This is a genomic window from Streptomyces sp. NPDC036815 (genome assembly GCF_055609205.1).
Genome location: NZ_JBVJPW010000014.1, coordinates 85,808 through 104,848, shown reverse-complemented (window position 1 = coordinate 104,848; position 19,041 = coordinate 85,808). Strand labels below are relative to the sequence as shown.

General features: G+C 71.7%; 16 protein-coding genes. 3 read left to right on the top strand and 13 right to left on the bottom strand.

Going from position 1 to position 19,041, the window contains the following annotated elements; genetic code table 11:
- Positions 1–9 precede the first annotated feature (9 nt).
- From mmsB to ACZ69I_RS26170, 6 genes are all read right to left on the bottom strand, one after another.
- Positions 10–1,242: a multiple monosaccharide ABC transporter permease gene (mmsB, locus tag ACZ69I_RS26195; protein ID WP_467673718.1), complete on the bottom strand. Its 1,233-nt coding sequence runs from the start codon at positions 1,240–1,242 to the stop codon at positions 10–12.
- Positions 1,243–1,250: 8 nt separating this feature from the next.
- Positions 1,251–2,795: a multiple monosaccharide ABC transporter ATP-binding protein gene (gene mmsA / locus ACZ69I_RS26190; RefSeq protein ID WP_470835098.1), complete on the bottom strand. Its 1,545-nt coding sequence runs from the start codon at positions 2,793–2,795 to the stop codon at positions 1,251–1,253.
- Positions 2,796–2,830: 35 nt separating this feature from the next.
- Entirely contained in the window at positions 2,831–3,946 is a 1,116-nt protein-coding gene (chvE, locus tag ACZ69I_RS26185) for a multiple monosaccharide ABC transporter substrate-binding protein (RefSeq protein WP_467673714.1), read from the bottom strand.
- Between the two features lie 2 nt (positions 3,947–3,948).
- Positions 3,949–4,923, bottom strand: coding sequence for a hypothetical protein (locus ACZ69I_RS26180; protein ID WP_470834991.1), 975 nt, complete (start codon positions 4,921–4,923; stop codon positions 3,949–3,951).
- Positions 4,924–5,020: 97 nt separating this feature from the next.
- Positions 5,021–6,040 carry a zinc-dependent alcohol dehydrogenase gene (locus ACZ69I_RS26175; protein ID WP_470834990.1) on the bottom strand — a complete coding sequence of 340 codons (1,020 nt, stop codon included), beginning with the start codon at positions 6,038–6,040 and terminating at the stop codon, positions 5,021–5,023.
- 25 nt (positions 6,041–6,065) lie between these two features.
- Complete coding sequence (locus tag ACZ69I_RS26170; RefSeq protein ID WP_470834989.1) at positions 6,066–7,232, bottom strand: mandelate racemase/muconate lactonizing enzyme family protein; 1,167 nt, start codon at positions 7,230–7,232, stop codon at positions 6,066–6,068.
- Positions 7,233–7,429: 197 nt separating this feature from the next.
- On the opposite strand from ACZ69I_RS26170, the gene ACZ69I_RS26165 reads away from it, so the two are divergent.
- On the top strand, positions 7,430–8,200 hold the full coding sequence (locus ACZ69I_RS26165; RefSeq protein WP_467673706.1) for an IclR family transcriptional regulator: 771 nt from the start codon (positions 7,430–7,432) through the stop codon (positions 8,198–8,200).
- On the top strand, positions 8,197–9,051 hold the full coding sequence (locus ACZ69I_RS26160) for an SMP-30/gluconolactonase/LRE family protein (RefSeq protein WP_470834988.1): 855 nt from the start codon (positions 8,197–8,199) through the stop codon (positions 9,049–9,051). The genes ACZ69I_RS26165 and ACZ69I_RS26160 overlap by 4 nt, the downstream gene beginning before the upstream one ends.
- A gap of 73 nt (positions 9,052–9,124) precedes the next feature.
- Here ACZ69I_RS26160 and ACZ69I_RS26155 read toward each other — a convergent pair whose 3' ends face one another.
- Positions 9,125–11,215, bottom strand: a complete 2,091-nt coding sequence (locus ACZ69I_RS26155) for a M6 family metalloprotease domain-containing protein (protein ID WP_470834986.1) — start codon at positions 11,213–11,215, stop codon at positions 9,125–9,127.
- Between the two features lie 262 nt (positions 11,216–11,477).
- Here ACZ69I_RS26155 and ACZ69I_RS26150 point away from each other — a divergent pair, with 262 nt between their 5' ends.
- Complete coding sequence (locus tag ACZ69I_RS26150; RefSeq protein ID WP_470834984.1) at positions 11,478–12,920, top strand: tetratricopeptide repeat protein; 1,443 nt, start codon at positions 11,478–11,480, stop codon at positions 12,918–12,920.
- On the opposite strand, the gene ACZ69I_RS26145 is transcribed toward ACZ69I_RS26150, so the two are convergent.
- From ACZ69I_RS26145 to ACZ69I_RS26120, 6 genes are all read right to left on the bottom strand, one after another.
- On the bottom strand, positions 12,917–13,915 hold the full coding sequence (locus tag ACZ69I_RS26145; RefSeq protein ID WP_470834983.1) for an ABC transporter substrate-binding protein: 999 nt from the start codon (positions 13,913–13,915) through the stop codon (positions 12,917–12,919). The genes ACZ69I_RS26150 and ACZ69I_RS26145 overlap by 4 nt on opposite strands.
- A 94-nt stretch (positions 13,916–14,009) precedes the next feature.
- Entirely contained in the window at positions 14,010–14,783 is a 774-nt protein-coding gene (locus ACZ69I_RS26140) for an ABC transporter ATP-binding protein (protein WP_470834981.1), read from the bottom strand.
- Position 14,784: 1 nt separating this feature from the next.
- Positions 14,785–15,885 carry a FecCD family ABC transporter permease gene (locus ACZ69I_RS26135; RefSeq protein WP_470834980.1) on the bottom strand — a complete coding sequence of 367 codons (1,101 nt, stop codon included), beginning with the start codon at positions 15,883–15,885 and terminating at the stop codon, positions 14,785–14,787.
- Positions 15,882–17,132, bottom strand: coding sequence for an MFS transporter (locus tag ACZ69I_RS26130; protein WP_470834979.1), 1,251 nt, complete (start codon positions 17,130–17,132; stop codon positions 15,882–15,884). Before ACZ69I_RS26130 ends, ACZ69I_RS26135 begins: the two co-directional genes overlap by 4 nt.
- A complete protein-coding gene (locus ACZ69I_RS26125; RefSeq protein ID WP_470834977.1) occupies positions 17,129–17,965 on the bottom strand; it encodes a Rossmann-like domain-containing protein in 837 nt (278 codons plus the stop codon). The genes ACZ69I_RS26130 and ACZ69I_RS26125 overlap by 4 nt, the downstream gene beginning before the upstream one ends.
- 67 nt (positions 17,966–18,032) lie before the next feature.
- Positions 18,033–19,028: a pyridoxal-phosphate dependent enzyme gene (locus ACZ69I_RS26120; protein WP_470834975.1), complete on the bottom strand. Its 996-nt coding sequence runs from the start codon at positions 19,026–19,028 to the stop codon at positions 18,033–18,035.
- Positions 19,029–19,041 lie beyond the last annotated feature (13 nt).

Genomic DNA, 19,041 nt, shown 5'->3' with positions numbered 1-19,041 from the left:
GGTGCGGGGTCAGCGGCCGACCTTGCGCTTGTTCCACACGTCGAAGCCGACCGCCGCGAGCAGCACGAGCCCCTTGATGACCTGCTGGTAGTCCGTGCCGATCCCGACCAGGGACATGCCGTTGTTGAGGACGCCGAGGACCAGGCCGCCGATCACCGCGCCCATCACCGTGCCGACGCCGCCGCTCATCGACGCGCCGCCGATGAACGAGGCCGCGATCGCCTCCAGTTCGAAGTTCAGGCCCGCCTGCGGGGTGCCCGCGTTGAGGCGGGCCGCGTACACGCAGCCCGCGAGCGCCGCGAGCACGCCCATGTTGACGAAGACCAGGAAGGTGACCCGCTTGTCCTTGACGCCGGAGAGCATCGCGGCAGCCTTGTTGCCCCCGAGGGCGTACACGTGCCGGCCGACGACGGCGTTGCGCATCACGTAGCCGAGGCCGATCAGCAGTCCGCACATGATGAGCATGACGACGGGCACGCCGTGGAAGCTCGCCAGCGTCAGCGTGAAGGCGACCACCGCGGCCGTCATCGCCACGCACTTCGCCGCCCACAGGCCGCTCGGCAGCACCTCCAGGTCGTACGCCGTCTGCCGCTTGCGGTCGCGCCACTCGCGGATCAGCAGGAAGGCGACGGTGGCGAGACCGAGGACGAGCGTGGGGTTGTGGTACTGCGTGTACGGGCCCATCTCCGGGATGAAGCCCTTGGCGATGTTCTGGAAACCCTCGGGGAAGGGGGCGAGCGACTGACCCTCCAGGACGATCTGGGTGAGGCCCCGGAAGAGCAGCATGCCGGCCAGCGTCACGATGAACGACGGAATGCCGACGTAGGCGATGAAGAAGCCCTGCCACGCGCCCGCGACCGCCCCGATCAGGAGGGAGAGGACGAGTGCGAGCACCCACGGCATGTCGTGCTTGACCATCATCACCGCCGACATGGCGCCGACGAAGGCCACCAGTGAGCCGACGGACAGGTCGATGTGGCCCGCGATGATGACGATCATCATGCCGATGGCCAGGATGAGGATGTAGCCGTTCTGCTGGATCAGGTTGGAGACGTTGTTCGGCAGCAGCAGTGTGCCGTCGGTCCAGATCTGGAACAGCACGACGATGAAGGCCAGGGCGACGAGCATGCCGTACTGGCGCATGTTGGAGCGCACGCTCTGGATCAGCAGCGCGCGGGCCGACGGCGCGGCGGGCGCCGAGGGGGCGGACGGGTCCCGCGGGGGAGTGGTCGTGGTGGTCATGGCGGGCCTCAGCTCCTGCTGCTTCTGGTCTGGGTCATGTGGCGCATCAGGACTTCCTGGGTGGCCTCCGCGCGCGTGACCTCGCCGGTCAGGCGGCCCTCGGCCATCGTGTAGATCCGGTCGCACATCCCGAGCAGCTCCGGCAGCTCGGAGGAGATGAACAGGACCGCCTTGCCCTGTGCCGCGAGCTTGTCGATGACGGTGTAGATCTCGTACTTGGCGCCCACGTCGATGCCGCGCGTCGGCTCGTCGAGGATCAGGACCTCGGGGTCGGCGTGGATCCACTTGCTCAGGACGACCTTCTGCTGGTTGCCGCCGGAGAGGCGGCCCACCTGCTCGAAGACCGTGGGCGTCTTGATGTTCATCGACTTCCGGTAGCGCTCGGAGACCCGGCGCTCGTGGTGCTCGTCGACGACGCCGCGGCGCCTCATCCCGGGCAGCGAGGCCAGCGAGACATTCCGGTTGATGTTGTCGATGAGGTTGAGGCCGTAGCGCTTGCGGTCCTCGGTGACGTACGCGATGCCCGCGTCGACCGCTGCGGGAACCGTCTTCGTGACCACGGCCCGGCCGTTCACCGCCACGGAACCGGCGACGTACTGCCCGTACGACCGGCCGAAGACGGACATCGCGAGCTCGGTGCGGCCCGCGCCCATCAGGCCCGCGATGCCGACGATCTCGCCGCGCCGCACGGTCAGCGACACGTCGTCGACGACCGTGCGCTGGTGGTCGACCGGGTGCCGCACCGTCCAGCCCTCGACCGAAAGGGCGGGCTCGCCCGCGTCCACGCCCTCGTACGGCGTGCGGTCGGGGAAGCGGTGGTCGAGGTCGCGTCCGACCATGCCGCGGATGATGCGGTCCTCCGACAACTCCGGTGTTACCGAGCCTTTCTGGCGGACCGTCAGAGTCTCTATGGTGCGGCCGTCGCGCAGGATCGTGACCGCGTCGGTGATCTGCCGGATCTCGCCCAGCTTGTGGGAGATGATGATGCTCGCGATGCCCTGGTCGCGCAGCTCCACGATCAGGTCGAGGAGCTTGCCGCTGTCCTCGTCGTTGAGCGCGGCCGTCGGCTCGTCGAGAATGAGCAGCTTCACCTTCTTCGACAGGGCCTTGGCGATCTCCACCAGCTGCTGTTTGCCCACACCGATGTCGGAGACCGGCGTCTGCGGCTTCTCGTGCAGGCCGACCCGCTTCAGCAGGGCGCTCGCCCGGCGCAAGGTGTCGTTCCAGTCGATGAAGCCGCGCGTGGACTGCTCGTTGCCGAGGAAGATGTTCTCCGCGATCGACAAGTACGGGACGAGCGCCAGCTCCTGATGGATGATGACGATGCCCTGGCGCTCACCGGCGCGGATGTCCTTGAAGGCCACCCGCTCGCCCTCGAAGAGGATCTCGCCCTCGTAACTCCCGTGCTGGTGCACGCCGCTGAGGACCTTCATGAGCGTCGACTTGCCCGCGCCGTTCTCGCCGCAGATCGCGTGGATCTCGCCGGGGCGCACCGTCAGGTTCACGTCCGAGAGCGCCTTGACGCCCGGGAACGTCTTGGTGATCCCGCGCATCTCGAGCAGCGGCCGGGCCTCTCCCGCGCGCCCGGTCACTTGAGCTGTCCCGCCGTGAAGTACCCCTCGTCGACGAGCAGACGCGTGTTCTTCCTGTCGACGCTGACCGGCTTGAGGAGGTAGGACGGGACGGTCTTCTCGCCGTTGTCGTAGTCCTTGGTGTTGTTGACCGTCACCTTCTTGCCGGTCAGTACCGCGTCGCCCATCCGCACGGTCTGCGCGGCCAGCTTGCGGGTGTCCTTGAAGACGGTCTGCGTCTGCTCGCCCCGGATGATCGACTTCACCGAGGCGAGCTCCGCGTCCTGCCCGGTGATGACCGGCAGCGGCTGGCTCCTGCTGCCGTAACCGGCGCTCTTGAGCGCGGAGATGACGCCGATCGAGATCCCGTCGTACGGCGAGAGGACCGCGTCGACGCGCTGATCGCCGTAGCTCTTGCTGATCAGGTCGTCCATGCGCTTCTGCGCGGTGCCGCCGTCCCAGCGCAACGTCGTGGCCTGGTTCATCCTCGTCTGCTTGCTGCGGACGACGAGCTGCCCGCTCTTCAGGTACGGCTGGAGCACCTTCATGGCGCCGCTCCAGAAGTACTTGGTGTTGTTGTCGTCGGGGGAGCCCGCGAACAGCTCGATGGTGTGCTCGTCGTCGGAGTCCGGGTCGGGCTCGCCGAGCTTCAGCTTGTCGACGATGTAGCGGCCCTGCAGCTCACCGACGCGTTCGTTGTCGAAGGACGCGTAGTAGTCGACGTTCTTCGTGCCGAGGATGAGACGGTCGTACGAGATCACGGGGATGCCCGCGTCGTGCGCCTGGCGGAGCACGTCGGTGAGCGCCGAGCCGTCGATCGAGGCGACCACGAGCAGCCGGTGGCCCTTGGTGATCATGTTCTCCAACTGGGCGACCTGGTTCTCCACCTTGTCGTCGCCGTACTGGAGATCGGTCTTGTAACCGGCCTTGCGGAACTGCTCGGCCATGTTCTTGCCGTCGGCTATCCAGCGTTCGGAGGACTTGGTGGGCATGGCGAGGCCGATGGTGCCGCCCTTGCCGGTGTCCGGCTCGTAGCGGCTGCCGCCCTTGGCCTCCTGGCCGCAGGAGGCGAGCGAGACGGTGAGCAGCGCGGCCGTCAGGGCCACGCCGAGGGTGCGGGGTCGGGTGCGCATGGTCAGTCCCCTTCCGGGACGGGGAAGCGGCTCAGCTCGCCGGGGTGCCGTGAACCGATCGGCGACATCCCGCCGTCCGCGCCGTGCCGGGCGAGCAGGTCGAGGGCGAGCCGGCCGCGCCTGACCCGCTCGCGGGCCGTCGCCAGGGTGTGCTCGCGCAGATGGGCGCCGTAGGGGTAGATGCCGGTGGCCCTGGCGAGGCCGAACTTCACGTACAGGGGGGCGCCGCGCCGGATGAGCTCGGCGACCTCGTACATCCGGACGTACCCGCCGAGGTCGTCGGGCGCCTCGACGTACATGTCCATGGGGGCCCGGCTGACCCGGCGGATCTCGGTGAGGTGGGCGGGGGTCAGGTCGGACGGCACGTTGAGGGAGTCGGCGCCGAGCCGCTCGTACACGGCGTACGAGGCGGGGTTGACCGGGCCGGTCAGGGCGGACAGCTTGAGGGTGGTGCCCGCGGGCAGGATTCCGGCGGTGCGCAGCCGGTGCAGTGTCCACAGGACGCCCTCGTCGGCCACGAGCAGGCAGGTGACGCCCAGTTCGGTGGCGCGCACGGCGTCCTCGACGCAGCCCGCGAGCGCGTCGTGGCCCCGCGCGCGCAGCCCGGCGCCGCCGGAGTCGGTACGGGTGGAGGCGCCGGTGTCCCAGGTGCCGCGCGGCCCGGTGAACAGGCAGAGCTCGATGTCGCGCTCGGCGGCGCCCCCGACCATCTCGGTGATCTCGGCGTCGGACAGCATCCAGACGCCGCTGCCCTGGCTGATGCGGTGGATGGGCACGTCGAGCCGCGAGGCTTCCTTGAGCACGACGCCGAGCGCCTCGGGCCCCTCGACGGAGGGGATCTCGACGCGCCAGGTGCCGCCGTCGGGGAAGGCGTGCGGGGAGGCGTCGGCGGGGTCGGGGGCGGGGGCGGCGAGACCGAGGGCGGTGAGCGCGGGTTCGCCGGGCGGCCGGGGAGGGAGGGCGGAGGGGTCGGTCACGGGTGTCCTTGGAGTCGGATTGCTCGTCCGATATTTCGAACGAAGTTCGGTTCGTGGAGTGTGCTTCGGTGCGGCCGGGTGCCCGCAGGCAGAGAGCTCACGGCACCAGCAGGACCTTCCCGGTCCCGGGATCACCGCCCCCGACCAGCGCGACCGCCTCCCCGTACCGCTCCAGGGGAAACTCGTGCGTGATCAGGGGAGCCGGATCGATGAGCCCGAGACCGAACGCCCGTACCGCGTCCGACCAGGCGGAGGACGGCGCCCCGAAGACGGACCGCACCTCAAGTTGGCTCAGGGACAGGTGCACGGGGTCGATCCCCACCGCCCCCGCCGTGAACATCCCGGTGAGGACGACCCGTCCGCCCCTGCGGGCGAGCAGACAGGACGAGGCGGCGGTGGTGGGCGCGCCCGCCGTCTCCACGACGAGATCGAAGGAGCCGTACGCCGACTCCGCCTCTGCGGGGGCCAGGGCCCGGGTCGCCCCGAACTCCTGCGCCTGCTCGCCCCGGGCCGCGCGGGGGTCGACGACGGTGAGCTCGGCGGGGTTCGACGCGGCGAGCAGCTGTACCGCGAGGAGCCCGAGCGTGCCCGCCCCCACCACCGCCACGCGCTCGCCGGGCCGGGGCCGCCCGGTCCGCACGGCCGCCGCGATCACGGCGGACGGTTCGAGGAGGGCGGCGGCGCGCAGGTCGGCGTCGTCGGACAGCAGGTGCAACAGCCGTACGGGCACGGTGAGATGGTCGGCGAAGGCGCCGGGCTCGGTGAACCCGGTCTCGGCGTAGCCGCCGGTGCACAGGCTCGTCTCGCCGCACCGGCAACGCTCGCACACGCCGCACGCCCGGAAGCCCTCGGCGACCGTCCGGCGTCCGAGCAGCGCGGGGTCGGCGCCGCTGCCGACCGCCACCACGGTGCCGGACCACTCGTGGCCCGGGGTCACCGGGTAGCGGACGTAGGCGGCGTCGCGATGTCCTTCGTACACCTCGCGGTCGCTCAGGCAGATCCCGGCGGCGGCGACCTCGACGAGCACCTCGCCGGGGCCCGGCTCCGGACGGGCGGCGGTGACGAGGCGGTGGCTGCCGGGGCGGTCGATCACGACCGCGCGCGATGTCGCGGTCACCGCCGCTCCTCCCGGACGCGGGCGCTCACGCGCCGGTCCCGCCGGGCGCCCGCTTCTCCCAGCCCTCGGCCCACAGGTCGAACCGGGCTTGCTGCTGCGGGAATTCGGCCGCCGCGTCGGTGTCGAGCTCGACGCCGAGGCCCGGCTCGTGCGACAGGTGGAAGCAGCCCGTCTCCGGATCGACCCGCGGCGCGCCCTTCACCACCTTCTTGATGTCCGCGTCCGCGAAGTCGTTGAAGTGCTCCAGGATCTTGAAGTTCGGCGCGGTGAAACCGACCTGGAGCGAGGCGGCGGTCAGCACGGGGCCGCCCACGTTGTGCGGGGCCACCAGCATGTAGTGCGTCTCGGCGGTGGCCGCGAGCTTGCGGGTCTCCCAGATGCCGCCGATGTGGCCGACGTCGGGCTGGAGGATGTCGGCGGCCTGGCTCTCGAACAGCTCGCGGAACTCGATGCGGTCGTGGATGCGTTCGCCGGTCGCCACCGGCATGTCCACCTTGGCCGCGACCTTCGCCAGGGCCTTCAGGTTCTCCGGCGGCACGGGCTCCTCCAGCCACGCGGGCCGGAACGGCGCGAGCTCACGCGCGAGCCGGATCGCGGTGGCGGGCGAGAACCTGCCGTGCATCTCCAGCATCAGTTCGGCGTCCGGGCCGATCGCATCGCGCACGGCCTCGATCAACGAGACGGCGTACAGGCTCTGTTCGTGGTCCAGCTCGTAGTGGCCCGTCCCGAACGGGTCGATCTTCAGGGCGCGGTAGCCGCGCTCCATGACCGACCGCGCCGCCTTGTGGTACGCCTCCGGAGTGCGCTCGGTGGTGTACCAGCCGTTCGCGTACGCCTTGACCCGGTCGGTGACCTTGCCGCCGAGCAGCTGCCAGACGGGTACGCCCAGCGCCTTGCCCTTGATGTCCCAGCAGGCCGTCTCGATGACGGCGATGCCCGACATCACGATCTCGCCGGCCCGGCCGTAGTCCCCGTACTTCATCCGGCGCACGAGGTCCTCGATGGCGAACGGGTCGGATCCCTTGATGTGGTTGGCCTCCGCCTCGCGGAGGTAACCGATGAGCGCGTCGGTGCGGCCGAGCATGCGCGTCTCGCCGACACCGGTCAGGCCCTCGTCGGTGTGGACCTGGACATAGGTGAGGTTCCGCCAGGGCGTTCCGACCACATGCGTGCTGATTCCCGTAATGCGCAAGGCAGTTGTCCCTTGACTTGTTCGGTATTTCGTCACACGTTCGAAATGTTGGCGTGACGGTATTCACGGTGGCGGGAACGTGTCAATGGGCCGGACAGCACGAAGGCCATTGCGCCGCCAACTGCTCCGTGTCTACGCTGTGTTCGTCATATCGATCAGCGACCGAAATTTCGGACGCAGGGTGGAGGGCCGAACTCATGGGACGACTGGTGCCCGCGGTGACCAGGTCGCTGGACATACTCGAGCTGTTCCTGGAGGGCGACGGGACCCTGTCCGCCCCCGAGGTTACCCGGCGACTCCAGCTGCCGCGCACCACCGTGCACGAGCTGCTCACCACCCTGGCCGCCCGCTCGTACCTCGTCCAGCTCCCGGACCAGCCGGGCCGCTACCGCCTGGGGGTCCGCACCTACCAGCTCGGCAGCCGGTACGCCGAGCAGCTCGACCTCGCCGCAGAGGGCCTGCAGGTGGCCCGCGAGGTCGCCGAGACCTGCGACGAGACCGTGCACGTCGCGGTCCTGGAGGACGCCGACGTCATCTACATCGCCAAGGTCGACTCCACGCACGCCGTGCGCATGGTCTCCGCCACGGGCCGCCGCCTCCCCGCGCACTGCACCTCGGTCGGCAAGATGCTGCTCGCCTCGCTGCCCCCCGCCGAGCTCGAAGCACGGCTCCAGGGGCGGGAGTTCACGGCCATGACGCCCGACAGCATCACCGACCCCGCCGAGCTTCTGACCGCACTCGCCGGGATCCGCGAGCGGGGCGTCGCCGTCGAGCACCGGGAGTCCAACCCCGACGTCAGCTGCGTGGCGGCGCCGGTGCGCGACGGTGCGGGGCAGGTCGTCGCGGCGCTCTCCATCTCCGTGCCGATGATCCGCTGGAGCGAGGAGCGCGAGGGCGAACTGGCGGAGCTCGCCGCCAAGGGAGCGGCCGACCTGTCGCTCCGCCTCGGGCACCGGGACGGGCGATGAGCGGGCGCGCGTACGACGTGGCGGTGCGCGCCGAGGCGTCGCTCGGCGAGGGCCCCACCTGGGACGCCGCCACCGGCCGCCTCGTCTGGGTCGACATCCTCGGCTCCCGCGTCCACACGTACGCGCCGGGGGACGGCTCCCGCACGGTCATGACGACCGGGCAGCACGTCGGCGCGGCCAAGCCCCGCGTGGGCGGCGGCCTGGTGGTCAACCTTCGCGACGGCATCGGCCTGTACGGACCCGGCGGGGCGCCCTTCAGCTGGCTGGTGCGCGACCCGGTGCCGGGCCGCCGGGGCAACGACGCGGCCGTCGCGCCCGACGGCGCACTCTGGGCGGGCACCATGCGCTACGACGAGGCGCCGGGCGGCGGCAGCCTCACCCGCGTCGCCCCCGACGGCTCCGTCCGTGAACTGCTCGCCCCCGTGGCCGTCAGCAACGGCACCGGCTGGAGCCCCGACGGCCGGCTCGTCTACTACGTCGACAGCCCCACGCGCCGCATCGACGTCCTCGACCACGACGGCCGACAGGCCCTGAACAGGCGCCCGTTCGTCCGTGTCGAGGACGGGGCGGGTTTCCCCGACGGCCTCACCGTCGACGCCGAGGGCTGCGTGTGGGTCGCGCTCTGGGACGGTGCGGCGGTCCGCCGCTACACCCCCGACGGGCGCCTCGACAGGACGGTGGAGCTGCCGGTGCGCCGCCCCACGGCCTGCGCCTTCGGCGGCCCCGGCCTGTGCGACCTCTACATCACCACGGCCCGCACCGGCCTCGACCGGCCGCACCCCCTCTCGGGTTCGGTCCTGGTCGTGCCGGACGCGGGCCGCGGCCTGCCGGGCGTCGCCTTCGCGGGCTGAGCCCGGCCTCACTGGCGGATGAGCCCTTCTCGGTGGATCAGCCCTTCCCGGTGGATCAGCCCTTCCCGGTGGATCAGCCCTTCTTGGTGAGGGAGCAGGTGGCCTTCGCGGTCTTCTTCGGGTCGCTCACCGAGCGGGCGGTCAGGGTGAGTTCGCTGTGCGGGCGGGCGTCCGGCCGCGCGGTGACGGCGACGTCCACGTCGACGGTGGAGCCCGCCTTCGCGGTGGCCAGCCTGCTGGGCAGCCAGGCGGACCAGCCGCGGTCCGAGGCCTTCGCGGAGAGCCGGTAGACGTCGGAGCGGAGGTAGCGGGTGGCGTCCTCGGGGTGGCCGCCCGGCGGGTCCGTCATCGCGCGGCCCGTGTTGGTCAGTGGGAAGGTGCAGGTGGCACGGCCCTTGCCGGGGCTGCCCGCCGCCTCACCGCGGCCCAGCGCGGTGCCCCGGCGCTGCGGACCCGCGCCGTCCAGGGACTTGACGGCGATGGTGTACGACAGGACGCCCGTGCGGCCGCGCCGGATGTCGGTGACGTAGAAGTGCAGACGGTTGGCGCGGTCGACGTACTCGTAGGAGCTGCCGGAGTCCGCCCCCGCGTGGAAGAGGGCGTCGCTGAGCTGCCGGTAGTCGCCCATGGTGATTTTCTGCTGGGTGCCGTCGGGGCGTGTGAAGTCGACCATGTCGATGTCCTCGGGGTGCGCGTCGATCACCCAGGCGAACGGGGCACGGTCCTCGTTCTTGGTCTTGGTGATCAGCACCCCGTTGTCCGGGGTGAAGGAGTCCATGCCCATGCGGTCCACCACCTCGGCGGTGTAGTTCTGGTAGCCGCCGCCGTCGCACATCGGGTCGGTGTCGCGGTCGCAGGCGGGCGACAGGTCGCGGGACATGGTGATGTTGACGCCGGACAGGCCGGTGGCGCCGGGTGGCGCGGAGCGGGCGGTGACCTCGGCCACCACGACGCCGGAGTCCTTGAGCGCGTCGCGGTCCAGGCGCAGCACGTTCTTCTCGTCGACGATGCCGAGCTTGAGCTTGTCGCGCAGGATGTGGTGGGACCCCATCGAGCCGCCGTCGGTGGCCGGGATCTTCCAGCGGGTGTGCGGCCCGCCGGGCCCGTTGAACGAGCCGCGCGAGAGCATGCTCCAGATGCCGGTGTACGTACGGCTCAGGGGCGTGCCGTAGGGGTTGTTGTAGTTGTCGCCGATGCCCAGGATGTGGCTGAGCTCATGGGCGTACACCCCCATGCCCGAGCTCTCGGCCTGGGTGGAGGAGCCGGTGACGGCGTTGGGCCAGATGCGGGCCGCGGCCTGCCAGGACGTCCACGGCACGTAGCGGGTGGCGGCGGCGTTGCTGCCCGAGGCTATGGGGGAGGGCGGGCCCCACGCCCCCGGCACCTGTCCCGGCGAGCCGAACCTCATCTGGCCGAACTCCTGCCAGGTGGAGGACTCGTCCTGCCCGGCGGTGAGGAAGAAGACGAAGTCGTACTTGGCCGCCTCCGCCTCGCCGACCTGGGCGATCCAGGCGGCCCTGCCGTCGGTGCGGATGTTCTTGCCGCAGGTGGTGCCGGTCGGGCAGGCGCCGGGGTTCATGCCGGGCTCGATGCCGTACTGGAACGACTTGAACGGCATGCGGTACACGCCGAAGGCCTTGAGGTCGACGCCGACGCGTCCGCCGGAGTCCTCCATCCAGTACTCGTTGATGGTGTGCCCGTGGTTGAGGGGGCCGGGCTTGTTGAGGAAGTCCTGGTAGAACCGCGGCAGTTGGGCGCGCGGCACGTCCGATGCCGTGGGCTGGGGGTTGCCGAAGACGCTCGACCCGGGCGGTCCGCCGACCGTGAACCCCTCGTCGGGGTAGTCGAGGAGCACCAGCGCGCCCTTGAACGTCCGGTCGGTGGGTTCGACGTCGGGGTCGGCCCAGTCGGTGCCGGGCACGGAGCGGTAGTCGCTCCAGGTCATGTCGTCGGGGTTGCGCCAGTTCTGCGGGTCGATGGGCCGGGCCAGGGACGGCCGGGTCCGGTCGGTGTCGGCGGTGCTCGCGGGGGTCGCCCGGGCGGTGCCGACGGCGGCCGCCGCCAGGGTGGCGAGGACGGCGGCGACGACGGTGGTGCGTCGGGCCGGGCCGCGCCGTGGACGGGGGGTGTGTCCGTGCGTGGGGCGTCTGTGCCGGAGGAACATGGCTCACCTCGTGCCTCTTGCCGGGACATAATGGACAAGTGCATGACAAGCCGTGCGAGTGGTGCGTCACCGCTGCCAAGGTAAGCCGCCCGAAGCGGTGATGCCAGAGTGCCATCAGGGCGTTCCCGGGTGGCGCGGGGCGTTCACCGCGAAACGGTCACCGTGCGTCAAGTGCCGCGCGGCTGGGCAGAATCGGCTTCCCGCCGCCGAGCGACCGGCTCGGCGGGCCCGCCCCGCGCCTCCCCCGCGGAAGGAGCCGATCATGGCAGCCGACCGGCACGGTCACCCGATGTCGCGCACCGGCCCCGACGCCGTGGCCCACTATGAGCAGGCCCTGGACCACCTGCTGTTCTTCCGCGCCGAGGTGGCCGACGCGTCCCGGCAACTGCTCGCCGCCGCGCCCCGCTCGGTCATGGGCCGCGTCCTGGCCGCCCACCTCGGCCTGCTCGGTACGGAGGAGAAGGACGCCGCCGACGCCCGCGCCGCCTTCGAGCGCTTCGGCGAACACGTGCACCGAGGGGAGCTGACCACGCGCGAGCGGATGCACGTCGCCGCCGCCACCTCCTGGCTGCGCGGCGACCTCCACCGGGCGGGCCGGGTCCTGGGGGAGATCTCCGTCGCCTACCCGCACGACGTCCTCGCGCTGGCCGTCGGCCACCAGATCGACTTCTTCACCGGCGACGCGCCCCGGCTGCGCGACCGCATCGGGGGCGCGCTGTCCGCCTGGGACGAGACCGACCCGCACTACGGCCCCCTCCTCGGCATGTACGCCTTCGGCCTGGAGGAGTCCGGCCACTACGAACAGGCCCGTGAAACCGGCATCGAGGCCGTCGAACGCCGACCGCGCGACGTGTGGGCCATCCACGCCGTGGTGCACACCTACGAGATGCAGGGCCGGTTCGCCGACGGCATCCGCTACCTCGACGCCCGCACCGAGAACTGGGCTACGGGCAACTACCTGAACGTGCACAACTGGTGGCACTACTGCCTCTACGCCCTGGAGGCGGGCGACCTCCCCCGCGTACTGGAGATCTACGACGCGGCCCTGCACCACGCGGGTTCGACCGGCGCCGCGATGGAACTCCTCGACGCCGCCGCCCTGTTGTGGCGCCTGCACCTGGCGGGCCAGGACGCGGGCGCCCGGTGGCAGCGGCTCGCCGACGCCTGGGCCGCCCGCCACGACGGCGCGTACTACGCCTTCAACGACGTGCACGCGGTGATGGCGTACGTCGGCGCGGACCGCACGGCCGACGCCGAGCGCCTGGTGCGCGACCGCGAGGCATACGTCGCACGCGGCGGCGCCGGGCTCTCCAACCACGCCATGACCGCGGACGTCGGCCTGCCCGTGTGCCGCGCGCTGATCGCCTACGGACGGCACGCCTACGACCGGGCCGTCGACCTCCTGCTCCCCGTCCGGCACCGGCTCGGCGAGTACGGCGGGAGCCACGCCCAGCGCGACGCCGTGCACAAGACCCTGCTGGAGGCCGCACTGCGCGCCGGCCGCCACGACCTGGCCCGCACCCTGCTGAGCGAGCGGATCCAGCTGCGCCCGGTCTGCCCCTACAACTGGCTGGCCCAGGCGCGCCTCGCCGAGCAGACGGGGCGCGACGCGCAGGCCGCCGTCGCCCGCGCCAGGGCGGCCGACCAGGCGGCCCTGGGGGCGACGGCCCTAACAACTCCCGGAGGGCGCCTCGAACACCCCTAACGCTTCAGCTCCCGCAGGTACTTCCCGAACTTCTCCAGGCCGTCCACGTTGCGCGGGCCGCTGATGCCCTCGTTGTAGTCCAGGACGAAGAAGTTGTTCTTCCTGACGGCGGGCAGGTCCCTCGTGTGCGGGGACTTCTTCAGGAACTCGATCTTCTTCTCGGCGGGCCGGTCACCGTAGTCGAAGACGATGATGACCTCGGGCTCGGCCTTGGTCACCGCCTCCCAGTTGACCTGCGTCCAGCGCTCGTCGAGCCCGTCGAAGACGTTCCGGCCGCCCGCGCTCTTGATGATGTCGTTGGGCGGGACCTGGCTGCCCGCCGTGGAGGGCTGGTCGGTGCCGGAGTCGTAGAGGAAGACGGGCACGCGCCCCCCGCCCCGGGGCGCCTTCTCCTCGACGGCCGCCACCCGCTTCTTCAGCCCGGCGACGACCCGCTCCGCCCGCCGCTCGACCCGGAAGATCCTGCCGAGCCGCTCCAGGTCGCTGTACAGGGCCTTGAACGGGGTGACCTGCTGCGGAAAACCGGGGTAGTTGTAGCAGCTCTCCGTGTGCAGGAAGCTCTGGACGCCCAGCTTGTCCAGGATCTTCGGGGTGATGCCGCGCTGATCGCTGAAGCCGGAGTTCCAGCCCGCGACGACGAAGTCGGACTTGGCCTCGACGACCAGTTCCTTGTTGAGCAGGTCGTCGCTGAGCATCTTCACCTTGGCGTACTCCGACGCCCAGGGGGACTCGCTCACCGGCGGGTTGGCGGGCGGCATCACATAACCCTCGACGTGGTCGGTCAGACCGAGGCTGAACAGCTTGTCGGCGCTGCCGCCCTCGTACGCGACCGCGCGCTGCGGGACCCGGTACGGGACGGGCTCGCCGCAGCGGTCGACGGTGACCTCTTTCGATTCCGCGGCCGCGTCGTCCTGGCCGATCTCGGCGCCGCAGCCGCCGACGAGCAGCGTCAGGCCGAGTGCGGATGCGACCGCGGCGGATCTGGTGTGGGACATGGGAGTGGCGCCTTTCGAGAAGGGGGGCGGAGAGAAAGGGGGGAGGGGAGGTGGAGAGAAGGGGGGTGGAGAGAAAGGGGGGAGAGGAGGGGGATCAGCGAGAAGGTGCGAGTGAATACAGCAGCTGGGGTCCGCCCGTCAGCGGATGCGGCACGACGCTGGCCCGCACCCCGAACACGTCGGCGACCAGCTCCTCCGTGAGGACATCGCCCGGAGTCCCGGCCGCGACCAGGCGCCCCTGGGACAGCACCCCGATCCGGTCGCACGCCGCCGCCGCGAGGTTGAGGTCGTGCAGGACGACGAGGACGGTGAGCCCCGCGCCGCGCAGGTACGAGAGGACCTCCACCTGATGGCGTACGTCGAGGTGGTTGGTCGGCTCGTCGAGGACGAGGACCTCCGGCTCCTGGACGAGCGCGCGGGCGAGCAGCACGCGCTGGCGCTCGCCGCCGGACAGGGTGAGGACGCCGCGCCGGGCCAGGTGGCGGATGTCGAGCCGCTCCATCGCCCGTGCGCACAGCTCCCTTTCGCGCCCGGTGAGGGCCTGGTTGCCGCGCTGGTGCGGGGCCCGGCCGAGCGCGACGACCTCCTCGACCGTGAAGTCCAGGTCGACGGCGCCGTCCTGCGTCATCGCGGCGACGAGCTGCGCGCCGTGGCGCATCGTGAGCCGGGAGAGGTCGTCCCCGCCGACCCGGACGGTGCCCGTCGTCGGGCGCAGCGCGCGGTAGACGCAGCGCAGCGCCGTCGACTTGCCGCTGCCGTTCGGGCCGACGAGGCCGACGATCCGGCCGCTGTCCACGGTGAGCGACAGGTCGCGCACCAGGTTCCTGCCGTCGGTGACGACACTGAGGCCGTCGATGCGCAGTTCCACCTCAACGGCCTCCGAACACATAGCCCTTGCGCCGCATGAGCGCGATGAACACCGGCACGCCGACGAGCGCGGTGATGACGCCGAGCGGCAGTTCGCGGGGCGCGACCACCGTCCGGGAGAGCAGGTCGACCCAGACCATGAACACCGCGCCGGCCAGCGGTGCCACGGCGAGGACCCGGGCGTGCGTGGCGCCGACGACCATCCGCACCAGGTGCGGCATGACGAGCCCCACGAAGCTGATGGCACCGCTGACGGCGACCATCACGCCGGTGACGAGCGAGACGAGCACGAGCAGGGACCTGCGGTGCCGGTCGGCGCCGACGCCCAGGCTCGCCGCGGTCTCGTCGCCGAGCGCGAGCACGTCCAGGGCTCTGGCGTGCCGGTACAGCGCGGCGAGGCCGAGCAGGACGACGGCGGAGACGACGGGCAGCGCGCCCCACGAGGCCGCGCCGAAGCTGCCCATCGTCCAGTACAGGACCATGCCGGTCGCCTCGCTGTCCGGCGCGAAGTAGATGATCACGCTCATCAGGGCCTGGAACCCGAGCGACATCGCGACGCCGGTGAGGACCAGGCGCAGCGGCGAGAGCGATCCCCGGTCGCTCGACGCGACGTACACGAGGAAGGACGCGACGAGCGCCCCGACGAACGCGCCGGCCGACACCGCGTACACCCCGAGCGCGGCCAGGCCCCCGGTGACGGTCACGCCGACGGCGCCGACCGACGCCCCCGAGGAGACGCCGAGCACGAACGGGTCGGCGAGCGCGTTGCGCACCATCGCCTGGATGGCCGTGCCGACGGCGCTCAGACCGGCCCCCACCAGCGCGGCGAGCAGCACGCGCGGCGTCCGGATCTGCCACACGATCTGGTACGCCGTCCGCTCGTCGGCGTCGACACGGCCGCCGGTGAGCGCCGCCCACAGATAGCGGGCGGTGTCCCCCGGTGTGATCACCGCCGCGCCGAGCCCGACCGCCACCACGACGGAGGCGAGCAGGACGAGGAAGAGGGCGAGGCAGGTCAGGACGAGCGCCCAGGGGGACGCCAGGCGTTCGCGCACCCCGACGCGCCCGGCGGGCACGGCGGGCGCCTCGGCGGTCGCCGTCATGCGGGCTCCCCGTCCGGGACGGCACCGGCCCGCAGCACGAGCGCCGAGGCGCCGACCGCGACGACGACGAGCACACCGAACACGACGGCCACGCCCGGGTACCCCGCGAGCCCCAGCCCCGCGCCGCCGAGCGCCGCGCCGACCATCACGCCGAGGCTCATCCCGGCCGCGTTGACGCCCAGGGCCGAGCCGCGGAGGTCAGGACCGCACCGCCGCACGATGAGGCTCACCACGCATGCGGCGACGACGGCGTGGCTGGCCGCGTGCAGCGCGGTGAGGGCGAGCGCGAGCGGCAGCCAGTGCGCGAAGTAGAAGCCCACGACCGACACGAGGGCGCCCAACAGGCCGACGGCGAGCAGCCGTTCGGTGCCGACGCGCGGTCGGGCCGCGTTGGTGAGCCGCCCCGTGAGGAGGTTGCTGACGAAGAACGACGCGCCGCTCAGCGTCCATACGAAGGTGAAGAGCCCGGCGCTCAGGCCGAACCGCTCCTCGTAGAACGCGGCCAGATAGGCGAGGTAGCCCATGAACACCGCGGTGCGCAGGAACGCGATCAGCAGGAGCGGCACCACCCCGCGCACCGCGCTCAACGCCCTGAACGAGGCGATGTAGCCCAGGCGTTGGGGGGCACCGGTCTTCCGGGCGGCGCCCGCGTCCTTGCGGCGTGCCACGAACACCACCGCGAGCAGCAGCGAGAGGACGGCCACCCCGAGCAGGTCGCCCCGCCACCCCCAGAACAGCGCGGGCAGCGCGATGACCGGCGCGGCGAGCATGGCGGTCATGGACTGGGTGGCGGTGACCAGGGTCGCCGCACGCCCGGCCGCCCGGCCCGTGCCGAAGCGGTCGGCGGCCGCGGCGGTGAGCGCCGGGTTCAGGACCGACGTACTGGCGCCGACCAGCAGGCAGAAGACGGCGAGCAGGGCGAAGGTCCCGCCCGCGCCGAGCGCGGCCGCCGCACCGAGCAGGGCGAGCGCGCCCGCTGCCGCCCACTCCCGGGGAACCCGGTCGATGAGCGGGGCCAGCGCGGTCCCCACGAGCAGGGCGGCGAGACCGCCCAGCCCGCGCAGGCCGCCCATCGCGGCGACGCTGCTGCCCGCCCCGTCGGCGACGGGCACGAGGTAGGTGCTGAAGACGGTGAACGGCAGCAGTCCCACGGCCGAGGCGAGCAGCACCGGCCACAGCGTGCGGGCCATCCGCAGGTCGCCGGTGCCGGTGTCCGTGTCGGTGTCCTTGGTGGTGTCGACGCTCACGCGGCCGCTCCGTTCGCGAGGGCGGCGCGGTAGCGGTACATCGGGGTGGGGTCGGCGCTGAACTGGGAGAACGTGAAGGGCTCCGCGTTCAGGGCGGTGACGCCCGCGCCCAGGAAGGCGCGGGCGACGGCGCTGCCGCTCTGGGCGTAGACGATCAGCGGCACGGCGTGCTCGACGCAGTGCCGCAGGATCAGGTCGAACGTGCCGTTGCTGAGGGTCATGCCGGTGGCGACGACCACGTCGGCCGGGGCGAGGACCTCGGTCATGTCGTCGGTGACGGGCTCGCCCCACGCGGTCGTGCGCAGGTTCAGGTCGCAGGGCAGGCAGACGCCACCCCGCTTCCGTATCGCCGCGACGAGGGGGTTGACCACGCCGATCAGGGCGACCCGCGCGCCGGGCTCGATGTCGAGCAGACCGGCGACGGCGGCGTCGCGGGCCGCGGCGCGGACCTCGGGCGTACCGGCGGGCAGGGTGACGCGCTCGGCGCCTTCGGCGTCGCGGTGCGGGCGGACCCGCGCGAGGTAGGCGTCGAGCGCCGCGGTGCGCACGGGGGCGGACTCGTCGCGCAGGAGCTTGTCCAGGGAGTGTCCCGAGGCGTTCTCGCAGAAGCCCGGGGCGAGTTCGCCCGCCTCGAAGGAGCAGGCGCCGAAGGAGTCGCCCACCCGGAGCAGCAGGTAGTGGTTGTGGTAGGTGACCTCCCCACCGGCGAGCCGGGTGGTGTTGTAGAGCCAGAAGGCGCTGGTGACGGTGAGTTCTGCCGGGTCGGGGCCGTGGGCGCCGGACAGGACGGCCTCCGTGAGCTCCTCGACGGTGTGGGGCGTGGGGTGCGACATGTGGGTTCTTTCTCGGTGCTCAGGTGCTCAGGTGTTGAGGCGGTGGGGCGGTGGGGCGGTGGGGTGATCAGGAGGAGGTGGTGGGGGGCCAGGCCGTCGTGGACCAGGGGAGGTGCAGCTCGTCGAGCGAGGTGATCTCGCAGGGCTTCAACGTGTCCATGTCCGGGGCCTGTTCGTGGTGGGCGTAGGCGCTGTCCACGTACCGGTGTCCGGTGTCGGCCGCGATGAAGACGTACGTACGCGAGTCGTCCCTGCGCCGCTCCCAGCGCGCGGCCAGATGCGCGGCGCCGGCCGAGAGCCCGGCGAAGATGCCGCTGGTGCGCAGCAGGGAGACCGCTCCGGAGAGGGCGCTGTCGAAGTTCACCCAGTGCACGCGGTCGTACAGCTCGTGCCGGACGTTGCGGAACTCGATGGCGCTGCCGATCCCGGCGATGATCATGTCCGGGTCCGCGACGTGCTCGGCGCTGAAGGTCACGCTGCCGAAGGGCTGCACGCCGACCAGCGAAACGTCCCGGCCCGCCTCGCGCAGATAGCTGACGAGCGCCCCGGTCGACGCGCCCGAGCCGACGCCGCCGACCAGCGCGAGGGGACCGGCGGGCAGGTCCTTGTCGAGCTCGTCGGCGACCTCGCGGTAGCCGTAGTAGTGGATCGAGTCGTGGTACTGCCGCATCCAGTGGTACGAGGGGTTGTCCGCGAGGATCTCGGCGATCCGCCGCACCCTCGCCTCCTGGTCCAGGCGCAGGTCCCGGGAGGGCGCGACCTGTTCGAGGGTGGCCCCGAGTATCTCCAGCTGGACCCGGGTGGCACGGTCCACGGTGGTGGAGCCCACGATGTGGCACTTCATGCCGTAGCGGTGACAGGCGAGCGCGAGGGCCTGGGCGTAGATGCCGCTCGAACTGTCCACGAGCGTGTCGCCCGGCCGGACGGCGCCGGTCGTGAGCAGGTGCCGGACGGCGCCGAGGGCGGAGTGGACCTTCATGGTCTCGAACCGGAGACAGGCCAGATCCGGCTCCAGGGATATGAGATCCGGTCTCTTCACCGCTTCGGCGATGTGTGCGTGCATGACGGAGATCCCC